The organism is Alkalitalea saponilacus (assembly GCF_900168165.1).
In the GTDB taxonomy this organism is placed as follows: domain Bacteria; phylum Bacteroidota; class Bacteroidia; order Bacteroidales; family Marinilabiliaceae; genus Natronoflexus; species Natronoflexus saponilacus.
Genome location: NZ_FUYV01000021.1, coordinates 17,227 through 32,535, shown reverse-complemented (window position 1 = coordinate 32,535; position 15,309 = coordinate 17,227). Strand labels below are relative to the sequence as shown.

General features: G+C 40.9%; 12 protein-coding genes. 10 read left to right on the top strand and 2 right to left on the bottom strand.

Annotated elements, in window-relative coordinates; all coding sequences use genetic code 11:
• Window positions 1-217 precede the first annotated feature (217 nt).
• From B5X70_RS15160 to rplI, 6 genes are all read left to right on the top strand, one after another.
• Window positions 218-1,060, top strand: a complete 843-nt coding sequence (locus B5X70_RS15160) for a sulfide/dihydroorotate dehydrogenase-like FAD/NAD-binding protein (protein WP_079558755.1) — start codon at window positions 218-220, stop codon at window positions 1,058-1,060.
• Window positions 1,057-2,538, top strand: a complete 1,482-nt coding sequence (gene gltA, locus B5X70_RS15155; RefSeq protein ID WP_079558754.1) for an NADPH-dependent glutamate synthase — start codon at window positions 1,057-1,059, stop codon at window positions 2,536-2,538. Before B5X70_RS15160 ends, gltA begins: the two co-directional genes overlap by 4 nt.
• Window positions 2,539-2,544: 6 nt before the next feature.
• Complete coding sequence (locus B5X70_RS15150; protein WP_079558753.1) at window positions 2,545-3,531, top strand: dihydroorotate dehydrogenase-like protein; 987 nt, start codon at window positions 2,545-2,547, stop codon at window positions 3,529-3,531.
• A 163-nt stretch (window positions 3,532-3,694) separates the two neighbouring features.
• A complete protein-coding gene (rpsF, locus tag B5X70_RS15145; RefSeq protein ID WP_079558752.1) occupies window positions 3,695-4,042 on the top strand; it encodes a 30S ribosomal protein S6 in 348 nt (115 codons plus the stop codon).
• 3 nt (window positions 4,043-4,045) lie between these two features.
• Window positions 4,046-4,315: a 30S ribosomal protein S18 gene (rpsR, locus tag B5X70_RS15140; protein WP_079558751.1), complete on the top strand. Its 270-nt coding sequence runs from the start codon at window positions 4,046-4,048 to the stop codon at window positions 4,313-4,315.
• Window positions 4,316-4,334: 19 nt separating this feature from the next.
• Window positions 4,335-4,781, top strand: coding sequence for a 50S ribosomal protein L9 (gene rplI, locus B5X70_RS15135; RefSeq protein ID WP_232468352.1), 447 nt, complete (start codon window positions 4,335-4,337; stop codon window positions 4,779-4,781).
• Window positions 4,782-4,862: 81 nt separating this feature from the next.
• On the opposite strand, the gene B5X70_RS15130 is transcribed toward rplI, so the two are convergent.
• Window positions 4,863-5,240, bottom strand: coding sequence for a RidA family protein (locus tag B5X70_RS15130; protein WP_079558749.1), 378 nt, complete (start codon window positions 5,238-5,240; stop codon window positions 4,863-4,865).
• An 83-nt stretch (window positions 5,241-5,323) separates the two neighbouring features.
• The gene (locus tag B5X70_RS15125; protein ID WP_143255086.1) at window positions 5,324-8,191 is read right to left on the bottom strand and encodes a putative LPS assembly protein LptD; all 2,868 of its coding nucleotides are present in this window, start codon (window positions 8,189-8,191) and stop codon (window positions 5,324-5,326) included.
• Between the two features lie 281 nt (window positions 8,192-8,472).
• On the opposite strand from B5X70_RS15125, the gene B5X70_RS15120 reads away from it, so the two are divergent.
• The 4 genes from B5X70_RS15120 to B5X70_RS15105 all read left to right on the top strand — a co-directional run bounded on the left by B5X70_RS15120 (window position 8,473) and on the right by B5X70_RS15105 (window position 15,192).
• Complete coding sequence (locus B5X70_RS15120) at window positions 8,473-9,573, top strand: N-acetylmuramoyl-L-alanine amidase family protein (RefSeq protein ID WP_079558747.1); 1,101 nt, start codon at window positions 8,473-8,475, stop codon at window positions 9,571-9,573.
• A 15-nt stretch (window positions 9,574-9,588) separates the two neighbouring features.
• Window positions 9,589-10,839, top strand: coding sequence for an MlaD family protein (locus B5X70_RS15115; protein ID WP_079558746.1), 1,251 nt, complete (start codon window positions 9,589-9,591; stop codon window positions 10,837-10,839).
• Between the two features lie 308 nt (window positions 10,840-11,147).
• Complete coding sequence (gene dnaA, locus B5X70_RS15110; protein ID WP_079558778.1) at window positions 11,148-12,578, top strand: chromosomal replication initiator protein DnaA; 1,431 nt, start codon at window positions 11,148-11,150, stop codon at window positions 12,576-12,578.
• A gap of 229 nt (window positions 12,579-12,807) precedes the next feature.
• Window positions 12,808-15,192: a PBP1 and LysM peptidoglycan-binding domain-containing protein gene (locus tag B5X70_RS15105; RefSeq protein WP_079558745.1), complete on the top strand. Its 2,385-nt coding sequence runs from the start codon at window positions 12,808-12,810 to the stop codon at window positions 15,190-15,192.
• Window positions 15,193-15,309 lie beyond the last annotated feature (117 nt).

Sequence of the window (15,309 nt, the reverse complement as noted above, 5' to 3'; positions counted from 1 at the left end):
TATTTAGAATGATTGTAAATAACTTTAATCTCCGGCATAACCCATGTATAAGAAATGAATATTCACTAATTTTGCGTGATTTTTATGCGAATTGTCATTGGAAATATATTTTTCAATAATATTTTGTAACTACATTATAGTACTCCTACCACATGGTTTGTAGGGCTGAATCCTGTTTTAAACAGGATTCTGACACTGAAAAGAAAACTTTATAGAAATGAACAAAGTCATAAGTAAGCATTATTACTCCGAAAATGTAGTCAGTCTGGAAATTGAAGCTCCTCGGATTGCGAAAGCACGACGTGCCGGACATTTTGTGATGGTTCGGGTTGGAAACACCGGTGAGAGGATTCCATTGACCATTTCAACGGCGAATGTTGAAAGAGGAACCATCACCTTAGTGGTTCAGAAAGTAGGCGTTTCCTCGCGAAAAATTACTGAACTGGAGGTGGGTGATGAGGTGACTGATTTGGTTGGACCTCTTGGACAGGCCACTCATGTTGAAAATTTTGGAACCATATTGGCTTGTGGAGGAGGTGTTGGAGTTGCGCCTTTATTACCGATCGTAGAAGAGTTGAAAAAGGCTGGAAACAAAGTTATTTCAGTGATTGCTGCCCGGAGTAAGGATTTAATAATCCTGGAGGATCAGATTCGTCAACATTCCGATGAGGTGATTGTAATGACTGATGATGGCTCTTATGGGAAAAAGGGGCTTATAACCGAGGGGATGGAAGAGGTCATCAACAGGGAAAAAATAGATCAGGCTGTGATCATTGGCCCTGGAATCATGATGAAGTTTGCTGCATTAACCACTAAAAAACATAATATTCCATCCATAGCCAGTTTGAATACCATCATGGTTGATGGCACCGGTATGTGCGGAGCTTGTCGTGTAACGGTTGGTGGAAAAACCCGTTTTGTATGCGTGGACGGACCTGAATTTGATGCCCATGAAGTTGATTTTGATGAGATGTTGATGAGGTTAAGCGGATATCGTGAAGATGAAATCAAAGCAGACGAGCAATATCTCTGTGTTTCAAAAAATAAAGGAAAGGCATGAACAATAGCGAATATTTAAAGCAGGAGCGTGCAGCTGCCTGGAGAGACGACTTACGAAAAGCTAAAAAGAACAAAGAGAGAACCTCTTTGGCGAGAGTAAAAATGCCTGAAGCGCCGCCTATAGAGCGGGCGCGTTCTTATGTTGAAGTAAACTCAGGATTAACTCCTGAGCAGGCCATAAATGAGGCAAGCCGCTGTATTGATTGTGCCAACCCTACCTGTATTTCAGGATGTCCCGTTGAGATCAACATACCAAAATTTGTTAAGAACATTGAACGAGGAGAGTTTTTAGAGGCTGCCAAAGTTTTAAAGGAGACCAATGCCTTGCCCGCTGTTTGTGGACGGGTATGCCCCCAAGAAAAGCAGTGCGAAGCAAGCTGTTTTTACCAATTAAAACTTAACACAGAACCTGTGGCTATTGGTTATCTGGAACGTTTTGCTGCCGACTTTGAGCAACAAAGCGGAAAAATATCTATTCCCGAAGTGGCTCCTTCCAATGGAATTAAAGTGGCAGTCATTGGTTCCGGGCCTGCAGGCCTTGCTTTTGCAGGTGATATGGCTAAACTTGGATACGATGTTGTTATACTGGAGGCGCTTCATGAGATCGGTGGAGTTCTGAAATATGGAATTCCTGAATTTCGTCTTCCAAACAGCATTGTGGATGTTGAAATTGAGAGTTTACGAAAAATGGGGGTGAAGTTTGAGACCAACTTTATTGTTGGAAAAACTGCCACAATTGATGACTTAAGAGAAGAAGGTTTTAAAGGGTTTTTCGTGGGTAGCGGAGCCGGATTACCCAGATTTATGAATATTCCGGGCGAAAATTTGGTGGGTGTATTAAGCTCAAATGAATACCTTACCAGGATAAATCTCATGGGCGCTTCGTCTCAAGGTATGGATACGCCCGTTGTAAGAGGTAAAAAAGTTGCCGTAATTGGTGGTGGCAACACCGCCATGGACTCAGTGCGAACCGCGCTTCGCCTTGGAGCTGAAAAGGTCTCAATCATCTATCGTCGTTCGCTTGAAGAGATGCCTGCAAGAGTTGAAGAGGTAAAGCATGCACAGGAGGAAGGTGTGGAGTTTTTAACCCTCAACAACCCTGTTGAGTATATTGGTGATGATAAAGGTAAGGTTAAACAGATCCGGGTTCAGAGAATGGAACTAGGGGAGCCGGACAGCAGCGGACGGCGGTCGCCTGTGGCTGTGGATGGGTCGGAATACATCATTGATGCCGACACAGTTGTGGTGAGTGTTGGTGTGTCTCCCAACCCAATTTTACCGCAGTCATTACCGCAACTAAAGGTAAGTCGTTGGGGTACCATCGAAGTTGACCCTGATACATTGCAAAGTTCCATTCCGGATATTTTTGCAGGAGGAGACATTGTAAGGGGAGGGGCAACAGTGATCCTCGCCATGGGCGATGGACGCAAAGCTGCTGCATCTATGCATCAGTACCTTACTAATCAAACCAAAAAATAACACATTATGGCAAATCTCACTACAAAATACCTGGGCCTCGAGTTAAAAAATCCATTGATAGTTGGAAGTTGCGGGTTAACCGCAACTCCTGATTCCATTGCCCGATTGGCCAAAAATGGTGCATCGGCTGTGATTCTTAAATCTCTTTTTGAGGAGGAAATCCAACTTGAATATCAGAAAACATTTAAAAACCAGTTGGGACATCAGGAAAACAATCTGGAATTTTTTGATTATTACGATTATCAATTGAAAAATGATATGCTTGAGCGTACAACTCAATTGATCAAGAGTGTAAAAAAGGAATCTGACATAAAAGTAATTGCAAGCATCAATTGCCGCTCGGTGGGTGAGTGGTTCTCATATGCAGCCAAACTGCAGGATGCTGGGGCAGATGCTATCGAATTGAACGTATTTAGGCTACCTGTATCAATTGATGAGGATGCTGCAACCATCTCGGCCAGATATATCAATATCATAAAAAAAGTGAAGTCACATGTTACAATACCGGTATCCATAAAGCTGTCACCATTTTTCACCGATACTGCCCACATGGCTAAAAAATTGGAAGATGCCGGAGTGGAAGGGTTGGTTCTTTTTAACCGTTATTATAACCCGGATATAGATCTGGTTAATAACAAGATTGTATCCGGTTCGGTCTATTCTTCAACTTCTGATTATGTTTGGTCTTTAAGGTGGATCTCCATCCTGTCGCAAAAAATCAGTTGCGATTTGGTTGCCTCAACAGGCATTCATACCCCCGATACCATGGTGAAAATGTTGGTTGCAGGAGCCAATGCCGTGCAAGTTGTTTCTGCCATCTATAAAAATGGGCCCGATTATATCATGGATTTTCTGCATGGACTCGAAAAGTGGATGGATCAGAACAATATTGAAACCATCAGCGATATACACAACTATGGAAAAAAAATGATGCCAAATAACCCCGAGATGTTCGAAAGGGTTCAGTTTATGAAATACTTTGGAGATCATTAATATACACAGCATCTCGCATTTGAACCATTCCATATGATGGCAGTTTATGGGTCTGTATGTCAAAAAGATAATAATTATACCATGCATAATTATTTGATTTCAAATAATTATTTTATAATTTTGCGGCTCAATTAATGTAAATCTTTAATTTAAATTTGTTTCTATGTTAAACAGTTATGAAACCGTTTTCATTTTAACTCCCGTTTTGTCTGATGTTCAGATGAAGGAAGCGGTGGAAAAGTTCAGGAACATGATCCTGGAAGATGGAGGCGAAATTGTCCATGAGGAGAATTGGGGCCTTCGTAAATTGGCTTATCCTATTCAGAAGAAATCCACAGGTTTTTACAATCTGTTGGAGTTCAAAGCTAAGCCTGAATTTATTCAGAAGTTAGAGTTGAACTATCGTCGTGATGAGCGCATCATCAGGTTTTTAACTTTTAAACTTGATAAGTATGCGCTGCTTTACAGTGAAAAAAGAAGAAGTAACAAAAAAGAAGAAAAGGAGAAATAGGCCATGGCACAAAATCAAAGTGAAATCAGATATCTTACACCTCCGTCGGTAGAGATTAAGAAGAAGAAGTACTGCCGTTTCAAGAAGAACAAAATCAAATACGTGGATTATAAAGATCCTGAGTTTTTGAAGAAGTTCCTTAACGAGCAGGGTAAAATTTTACCACGTCGTTTAACTGGTACATCTTTAAAGTACCAGCGTAAAGTTGCCCAGGCAGTAAAGAGAGCTCGTCATCTGGCCCTGTTGCCTTATGTAACCGATTTAATGAAATAATTTAAGGAGGAAAAAGACCATGATGGAAGTAATCTTAAAAGAAGATGTGACCAACCTGGGTCACAAAGACGATATTGTAAAGGTAAAGCCTGGTTACGGCAGAAATTATCTTATTCCCCAGGGATTTGCTATATTGGCAACAGAGTCGGCTTTAAAAGTTCACGCTGAAAACCAAAAGCAAAGAGCTCATAAGGAAGAGAAACTTAGACAGGAAGCTGCAGCTGTTGCAGAAAAACTGGAAGGTGTAAAACTAACCATAGGGGCAAAAGCCAGTTCAACTGGAAAAATTTTCGGTTCAGTTAATAATATTCAAATTGCTGAAGTACTCGAAAAAGATGGTTTCAAAGTTGAACGGAAGCACATCACCATTAAAGATGCTATTAAAGAGTTGGGTACTTACACCGCAACTGTAAAATTACATCGTGATGTGAAAGTGACCATCGAATTTGAAGTGGTTGCTGAATAAGCAGAAAATAATAACAAATACGTTTTTCAAACAAACAGAAAAAAGGAACATCCACGGATGTTCCTTTTTTTGCACTATACACTATTTTATTGCAATGGTTTCTATCTCAACCAAAGCACCCATAGGGAGAGCTTTTACTGCAAAAGCAGCTCTTGCCGGCGGATTCAAACGGTAATAACTGCCATATACTTCGTTCATGGCTTTGAAGTCTTCCATGTCAGCCAACAAGCAGGTTGATTTTACTACATCGGAAAATTCGTATCCCGCCTCTTTCAGAATGGCCCGGATGTTTTCCATTACCTGGGTGGTTTGTTCTGTAATTCCTCCTTCAACTATTTGTCCGGTGGCCGGATTTACAGGTATTTGCCCTGAAATGTACAATGTTCCATTCTTTTCGATGGCCTGACTATATGGCCCAATGGCCGCAGGAGCATTTTCGGTCTGGATTATTCTTTTCATCGCTATAAATTTTTGTTTAAGGTTTAAGGTTTAAAGTTTTGACTGAACCATTAACTTAAAACATAAAACATAGAACATAAAACTTAAAACCAGTTCGGATTATCTCTCGGGTGACTTCGTTTCTCATATTTCAGGTCTCTCAGCAGACTGCTGTTAACCGATATGGTAAAGAAGTATGATTTAAATCTTCCAACTGGAACCAGGTTAAAACTCATATTCCAGCAATGGAGGTTTCTATTTATCCTTACGTTGGTATGCGAGATTTCTTTCCGGTCAAAATTGTACCCCGATGATACACTGATATCCCACTTATTGGTAAGCGAAATTCGGCCATTTGCGTTGATGTCAGCCGTAATTCTTTTGTCATAATCCATCCGTTCCCGGTTGAATTCTCCCTGAACAACCCGCATACTGTAGTTGAATGAGATGTTCCATGGCATATCGAATTTTACATATCCATCGTCACCCGCCTGTTGAGGTTCTGCATTGTGTGGAGCCGATTGTCCTTGCATATGTTGATCCATCCCTGGTGGCATCATGGAGTCATCGTCGGTAGGAGGTGGAATACCGTTGTTATTATCATTTCCGTTACCATTTGCAGAGCGACCATCGCGCCAACGCTTAATCGTTTCAGATCCAAAATTTAGTCCAAAACTCAGATTAGCCTGTGTTAGTCTGGCAATTCTTCTGTTTACATCCCACTCTGAGCGATGAACAGCTACCGGGCGGCCTGTTGCTGTGGTATCTATTGCATACGGATTAAATGTAGCACCAAAACTGATATTGGTTCCAAATACTTTGGTTCGTCCACTCATGGATATGTTAGACCAGTTGAGCGAATCAGCCATGAAATTATAGGAGGTACTGAAATTAAGAGACTCCAGAATATTTACTTTCTTGAATCCTGTCGTATCTCTATCACTTCTCATTTTCATTTCCAGGGTGTTCCCTAAACTCAATCCCATGGAACCTGATTTTCCTCTTCCGGGTACCCCATACAATGCACCCTCAAAAATGGAATACTCTTCTCTTACAACCAAATCCCGGCTTTTGTCATAGTATTCAATCCAGTCGTAATATCCAAATTTCTCCTCACCAAAATCAGGCCGGTAACTCATACTTACCGAGGGAGTCATGACGTGGCGAATCGCATCTATTTTATCTCCAAAAATGGCCCTGCTTGGGGTAAAGAATGTATATAATTTAGTTGAAGTTCCAACGCCTACATTGTAATCATATACTCTGTTAAATCCGGGAATGGTATCCGTGGTAACAACTCTTCTCAAATCTTCATCGTAATCTTTACGTATGGAGTTAAAATACCATCTTTCAGTATAGTTTACGTTTGGCGTTACAGTGAAGTATCTCAGAAGTTTTAGGTTTAAAGACACAGGGATGCTGTGTCTTACTCCATTTCGCCAATCATCTCTCAAAGCTTGCGGACTCATGCTGAATTCGCTTTCCTTGGTAGAAATTTCGTTTCTCATATTACCTGTATAACCAACGCTAATGTTTTCGTACCAGGCTTCTTGTCCGCCAATACGATTTTGGTTTTTAAATGGAAAAATCCGACTCATCGTCACTGTCATGTCGGGCAATGTCAGATTTATAGTGGTATCCCGGCTGTTCTGAGAGTGTAAAGCATTCAACGACATATTGAACGGAGAGTTAGGAAATCGGCGGGAATATGAAATGTTTGATCTTTTTTGGTTTTGAGCCAGCACTTCCGGGTTAATCACGCTACCAACATTGTTTTGATCAAAGGAACTGGTGGAGAAGTTAACGCTTGCACCAAAAGTGCGGTAAGGATGAGCTTTTGCATCCTGTCTGTGCGACCATGTTACCGAAAAATCATTGGTTTTGCGATAATCCGGCAGATCTCGTTCGCTAAAGACGTTGGTGATTCTGTTGGCATTGAAACTACCAGCATACCTGTATCTTCTGCGATAATTGGACGACGATCTCAATCCCCATGAGCCATTGGCATATAGATCTCCGGTAAGAGCCAGATCAAAATATTCATTTGCAGCCCAATAATACCCCCCATCGCGAAGGAAAAACCCCCGGTTGCTCTCCTCACCATATGAAGGCATTAAAAAACCTGAACTATAGGTGGTGGTGCTGGGCACAAAGGCAAATGGGATGATGAGCGGATAGATTGGAACATCTTCCAGAACAAGGTAAGCAGGACCGGTAACTATTTTATCTCCCGGTATCACCTTTGCTCTGGTCATATTGATATAAAAGTGGGGGCTGTCATGATGGTTACATGTTGTGTATCGTCCGTCCTTTAAAAAATAGGTGTTGTCAGCATTTTTTTTTGCTCTGTCGCTTACTACAAACCCTTCTCCCTGCGTGGTAACTACATGAGTAATGATGGCCTTTTCTGTCTTAAAATTATAGCGGATACTTCGCATGGTGTACTCACCGCTGGGATCACGAAACACTGGTAGCCCTGTTTCAACACCAAGCGAGTCAACGGTTCCGGTTGCATAAACCAGATTGCTGTCCAGGTCAAGCTCAATGTAATGAGCCGTCAGATGAACATCCTGATAACTGACAGATGCATTCCCAAACAGGTAGACTCTTCCCCGATCAAACCAGGTTGAATCTTCCGCACTGTATTTTACTTCTGCTTCTATAAAAGGCGATCTTTGTCTTTGTCGTTCTCTCGGTTGCTCCGTAACTATTGTGTCATCATTTGCTGAAGTAGCTTCCTGGTCGGTTGCAAAGGTCTCGTCGGTGATAAATATCTCAGTGGTATCGCTCAATATGGTGTGATACATCCTGGTGAGCTCTTCCGAGAGGTTGGGTAATGAGTCGTTTACAGGTGATTGTAGTTCAATGTTTTGAGCCTTAGGATGCATGTATGTGCCAAGACACAGTAATAGTATTAACCATTTGATCGGCATGAAGTTAAAAGGCGTAATTTTATTGGTCTTTACTCTCAAAACAATCCCGTATTTTTAATAGATATGAGCACAAAAATAAATTAAAAATTGGTCTTAATACATTTCTTTTCAATAAAACTTAAAGGAGTTCTGGCACACAGGGAGATATTTATTAAATTTGGCAAAAATATAATTGTTTCGCTTTATATATAGGTTAACTTTAATGATGGAACCATTTGCCATGGTTGCTTGTCTTACAGATTCTGGAATGAATGTTGTTACAGCTTTTAATCAATTGTCTGTGTATTTCTATAAACTAAGCGCATAAAGTTTTATTATTTATGAGGTACATATTATTTTTGTTGATATTGTTTGGGGTTATAATAATTGATGCGGAGGCTCAAAATCAACGTGAATCCGGATTTCGCACAGTAGTTATAGATCCCGGCCATGGAGGCCGTGATCCCGGTGCCGTAGGAAGAACTGTGAAGGAGAAGGATGTTGTTTTGGCCATCGGACTCAAGGTGGGCGAGTATCTCAAACGTGAAATGCCCGAATTGAATGTTGTTTTCACTCGAACTGATGATGTGTTTGTACCTTTGAATGAACGGGCTGAGATTGCTAATAATGCCAAAGCAGATCTTTTTGTGTCTATCCATGCCAACTCCATTCACAATCCACGCATATACGGCGCTGAAACCTTTGTTTTGGGTTTGCACAGGTCGCAGGAAAACCTTGAAGTGGCCAAGAGGGAGAACAGTGTAATCATTCTTGAAGAGGATTACACCACAACCTATCAGGGGTTTGATCCTACTTCGCCCGAGTCATATATTATTTTTGAGTTGATGCAGAACGTTTATCTGGATCAGAGCATCTCTGCTGCATCATTGATCCAAAATCAGTTTGAGAGCAGGGTGGGCAGGCACAACAGAGGGGTAAAACAGGCCGGATTTCTTGTTTTGAGGGAAACTGCCATGCCAGGTGTTTTGGTTGAAGTTGGTTTTCTTAGTAATGCCCAAGAGGAGAGATTTCTAGCATCTGAAGAAGGTCAGGTGTATTTGGCTTCTGCAATATTTAGAGCAATTCGGGACTATAAGAACCGACATGAAGCCAGAAGCCAGATTGCCTCAGTTAGACCCAATGTTCAGTCTGAAATAGTTCTTCCAGAAACTCCTCCAATGGTAGATACACAAAATGAGGTGGTTTTCAGAATTCAGGTTGCCACAACCCGGCAAATGATCAACTCTGGTGAAGGTCCATATACTCATTTTGATGAAGTATGGGTATATGAAGAAGGGGGGCTTTACAAATATACCACAGGCTATTCAATTTGTTACGATGATATCAGTCATCAACTCACTGGTGTCAGGGAGAAAATTCCTGATAGTTTTATTGTAGCTTTTAAAAATGGCGAACGAGTGCCAGTATCATCCGTTCGCTAAACTTAACTTATACTCATGCATATAAAAAAGGAAATTAAGCTCGGTCTGCTTGTCATTGTTGCAATGACCCTGCTTATATGGGGATTCAACTTCCTGAAGGGAAAAGATATATTTGTTTTCGGTACACAATATTATGGCGTTTACGAAAAAGTAAACGGCCTTTCCGATGGAAGTCCGGTAATTTATAGAGGATATCGAATTGGAACAGTGCAACGTGTGAGATTACATCCTGAACAGCCGGGTAAATTTCTGGTTACTCTTTTAATTAGTGAAGATGTAAAAATTCCGGATAATTCAGTTGCTCAGATTCAGAATATGGATATTATGGGCAGTAAGGTTGTGGAGATTTTAATTGGAGATAGCCCTGCGATGTTGCAGCCAGGTGATTTTATTTATACTGATGTGGGAACTGACCTGTTTGAACAGGTCAGTGTTGAGATGCAACCCATTAAGGAAAAGACAGAACGTGTGCTTGTACAACTTGATACTTTGCTAACCCATGTCAACCGCATTTTCTCCAGTGAAATGGAGCAATCCATGCAAAAACTATACAGTACCATCGATCATCTGCAGCAAACTTCGCAACACATCAGCTCCTCTTTTCAGGATGGAGGAGCCCTTGCCAACAGCCTTCAAAATGTTGAAATCTTTACCAGTGGGCTCAAAGATCAGGCTCAAAACATGGAAAGTACCATGGAAAACCTGGCTGTTTTTTCTCAAGGGCTCTCGGAGGTTGATTTAGCTTCCATTGCAGCATCGGCAGATACTTTGCTGATTGGACTAAATGAGTTAATGACCATGGCCACAACGGGAGAAGGAACACTTGGTCTGTTAATGAGCGATGCAGAACTTTATTTAAATATGGCCGATGCAACTGCAAACATGGATCGTTTATTGGCTGATTTGCGTCATCATCCCGGCCGCTATCTGAATTTCTCTGCTGTTAATTTCGGACGGCGGGTGTATGTTACGCCTACCGAAAAAATGGCTGAAGAAAAGAACATTGTATTCAAGGTTAAAGTTGCATCTTCAAAAGAACCTTTGGACATTCGAAACGCTATCGTTCTTGATGACATACCGGTTTTTGAAGATACAGACGGCAGAAACTACATCTATACCGTTGGCGAAACCAGATCCTTTGAAAAGGCTGAGATATTAAGACTTAAATTAGTTGACCAATTCCCAAAAGCTGAGGTCATCGCATTGAGGGATGGGAAACCCATTCGGCTAAACAGAGCGCTGATGCAAGTTAATTACAAAAACTAGTTATTTGGTTAAATAGATTTTAGGCTCCTAAATCCCAAAAATATTTTTTGGGATTTTTTTTATCAACAACTTCAAGACTCTTTTACACAATGTATTAAGGACGTTAAGATAAAGTTAAGGTTCTTGTTTAAAGTTCAGTAAGTCATGATGTTAAAGGTGTTTTTTTTAAGCGTTTGAGTATTAATCTTCTAATGGCTTTTGCAAAAAATCAAGGAAGAGTTGATTTTTTTATTCAAATTTTTTTCACAAATTTTGTCTTAAGCGAACTCAAAATTATAAACATAAAATTAAAGGAAGGCACAGTAAAAATGAAGCTGGATCATCAAAATGTCTGGAACATTTGTATGGATTTAGTCAGTAAATCCATTGACCCATTGGCTTTTCAAACCTGGTTTGAACCGATTGTACCCTTACGTCTGGAAAAGGATGTGCTGACCATCCAGGTTCCAAGCGTGTATTTCTATGAGATTATAGAGGAGCAGTACATTGATCACGTCAGAAGAGCCTTACATGATGTTATAGGTAATTCTGCCAAACTGGAATACAGCGTTGTAATGGATAAAGGACAGAAACGAAACCACAATCCATACACGTTAAATCTTCCAACAGCAAACCGAGCCGATTTGCGAAACCGAGCCGTTTCACCGGGTTCAAATAATGATCAACCTGCTATTAAGAATCCTTTTGTGATTCCTGGAATCAAAAAACTGAATGTAGATCCCCAGCTAAATGCGGACTATACATTCGAGAACTTTGTTGAAGGAGATTGTAACAGGTTGGCTCGTTCTGCGAGCCAGGCTGTGGCTAAGAACCCCGGTAAAACCGCGTTTAACCCTCTGTTTATATATGGAAATTCCGGTTTGGGAAAGACCCATCTTGCCCAAGCTATTGGAATTGATGTGAAGCAATCTATGCCTGAAAAAACAGTGCTTTATGTCAGTGCCAATAAGTTTCAGACTCAGTATACCGATTCAATCAGAAATAATTCACTGAATGATTTTCTTAACTTCTATCAAATGATAGATGTTCTGATTATGGACGACATACAGGAGTTTGCCGGTAAAACAGGAACTCAGAACACATTCTTTCATATTTTCAACCATTTGCAACAATCAGGGAAGCAGCTCATTCTCACATCTGATCAGGCTCCGGCTGATTTGCAGGGTATGGAGGAGAGATTATTGTCCAGATTTAAATGGGGACTTCCGGCTGATTTGCAGGCTCCCGATTTTGAAACAAGGGTGGACATCTTAAAACATAAAATCAGGAAAGATGGTATCAATGTATCACCAGAGGTGGTGCATTATTTGGCAAGTCATATCAATCACAATGTTCGTGAGCTGGAAGGAGCTTTAATATCCTTACTCTTCTTGTCTACCATCAATAGAGATGAAATTTCACTTGAAACCGCCAAGAGTGTTGTAGATAAGTTGGTAAGAAAATCACAGCGTGAGCTTTCGGTTGATTTTATTCAAAAAACCGTTTGTAAATATTACGGTCTTGATCCGGAATCTTTGCAATCGAAAACGCGCAAGAGAGAGATCGTTCAGGCCAGACAAATTGCCATGTACTTTTCAAAAAATCTGACGAACTCATCATTATCAGCCATTGGATCAAAAATTGGAAAAAAAGATCATGCAACGGTTTTGCATGCCTGTAAAACCATTACCAATTTAATTGAAACCGACCGGGATTTTAAAAGCCAGATACGGGAAATTGAAAGTCAATTGAAGTGTTGATTACAAGGTAGTTATTATATTTTGAATAAAAAACCACAGAAATGCGACGATATGACGTCGCATTTCTGTGGTTTTTTGTATTTTAGCCGTTTATAGAGAATGTATGAAGAGGACAAAGCAGTTTTCAGCCAAATTTGGTACTGTCTTTGCTATAGCTTGTGCGGGAGGTTTTTCTGCACATTAAAAATCCTTCTTTTTCTAGTAGTAATATCTTAATCGCTATAGTAGAATGAGCATTAAAGCAATTATTCTGATCATAGGTTTTTCATTGAGTGCCGGGATGTGGCCTGTTTCCATACAGGCACAAACAGAGAATGGCCGGGAATTGCAAAAAATTATCCTGAATAACAGAGAGTACTATCTCCATGTTATTCAAAGGGGAGAGGGGCTTTATCGAATCAGCCAAAAGTATGGTGTTTCCATGCAAGAGATTTTGGATGCCAACGATGATATTTCTGAGAGCTTAAAAGTTGGACAAATTCTCCGAATTCCTGTCATCTCAGGACGAAACCGAACCGATTCGGAGATGGAAAGATCCAGAGAATTTTTGTATCATACGGTAGAGAAAGGGCAGACAGCATTTTTTGTGTCGCGTAAATACAGTGTTCCCATTGAAGTGATTTACCAACACAATCCAAATAGCGAAAGAGGTTTGGTTGAAGGGTCTATTCTCCGCATCCCTATGGAAGCGGAGCAAACGGCAACTGTTGACAGGCCGGCAACCACCACCACAGAATCTCAACAACCAACAGTAGATGCAGATTATATCTATCATACAGTTCAACCACGGGAAACCTTGTTTGGATTATCACGTCAGTATTCAGTTTCTGTTGATGAAATCATTGAAGCCAATCCCGCTTTAAGAGGCGGTGTTTTGGGAATTGGAAGTACTGTAAGAATTCCAAGAAAAGAGCATACACCAACTCCGGGAGAGCAACCCTCAAGGATTCTTCAAAGTGATGACTTCGTCTATCATACCATCCAGAACGGACAAACCTATTATTCCATCAGCCGGCAATATCAGGTTAGTGTTGAAGCCCTCAGAAATGCCAATCCCGGTGTTGAGCAGGATGATTTGAAAGTGGGGTACATGCTTCGCATACCTCGTCCCGATATAGATCAACAAATTGTGAAAATGGATGTCGATCAGGACGATCTTTACATTAGCCACAGAGTCAGACGTCGTGAAACTTTGTTTGGTATTTCCCGCCAATATCATGTGGATATGGAGACCATTAAAAAGGTAAACCCCCATGTGGACTTCTCGGAATTTCGGCATGGTATCACTTTGCGTATTCCAAAAGATGCATGGTTTGCACGAAGAACTGCTGATGTACTACAACCGGAAGTTGTGTATACCGACACAACGGATGGTGATGTGGATATGATTACCCAATTTGGTGATTGTTCTGTTAACCGTGAACTTGGATACCGAACTCCCATTAAAGTTGCTTTAATGTTACCCTTTTCGGCCAATGAAAGTAACCGCTTTTTTTCTGCCGGATCGGATTCTGTTCAGGTGTCCAGAGATATGCGAAACCGGGTAAATCGTTCCCGGATCTTCGCTGAGTTTTACAGCGGAGTCCTTCTGGCTCTGGATACATTAAAAAAGAAAGGAATAAATATAGAGCTTTCTGTATATGATATCGCAGCCTCAGGTGATGCTTTAAACCAGGCCTTGCGGGATCCCTCGCTTAAGGAAACCAACCTGATCATTGGTCCGGGAATGTCTTCCGAATTACCCAACTTGTCTGCTTTTAGTCGCGAACATAAAATTCCCCTGGTTTTTCCATTGTCGAACACAAACCCCGACATTGCCACCAATCCTTACCTGTTTCACGTCAACACACCTGATTCATTGATGTTTGATCAGATGGCTGGTGAAATCATCCGCCAGGCCAATGGGGCTTCTCTTTTAGTGATTTTGCCAAATGAACAGGATCGGCAAGGAAATCGCTTTGTGCAGGTTTTAAAGCGAAAGGCAGCACTTATGGGAGCCGGAAGCCTCAATTATACCGAATACAAATTGGGTGGCGATGATCTGGTTGAGATTCAATCTCTCATCAATCGGGAAGGAACCACTTATGTGGTTGTTCCTTCCGTGGCAGAGGCAGATGCTTCACGCATCATTCCCATACTATCTGGTGTTAAGGATAAAACAAGGGCAGATATTCGCCTGTTTGGTATGTCCGATTGGTTATTTTACCAAACCATTGATCCGGAACATATACATCATCTGGACGGAACCATATTCAGAACTTTCGGACTTGATTACAATGATCCGCTGTCAAACAGCGTTCTGAGGAAATTTCGTCAGTGGTATCATATTGAGCCTCATGCTGTAGCGCCTTACTTCCAGAATAGCTCACCAGCCTCAGCCTATTCGAGATACGGCCTGTGGGGATATGATGTGACAAGCTATTTTATTTCAGCCATTGCTCAGTTTGGAACTGATTTTGACATCTGTTTGAACAGGGTCACCAATGACCAGGTGCAATTTAATTTCAATTTTAAACGAACTTCTAACTGGGGAGGTTTTTACAACAAAGGACTGTATATGTTAAGATTCCGACCAGATTATTCCACAGAAAGAGTTCCTCTGAGAGAGATGTAGATTATTAGATGTAAGATTGTTAGACACTAGACTTTAGACACTAGATTTTTAGATATTAGATTATTAGAAGTTAGATGCTCTAGCTTAATTTCTTCGGATCCCGCAAAGCAGAGTAAA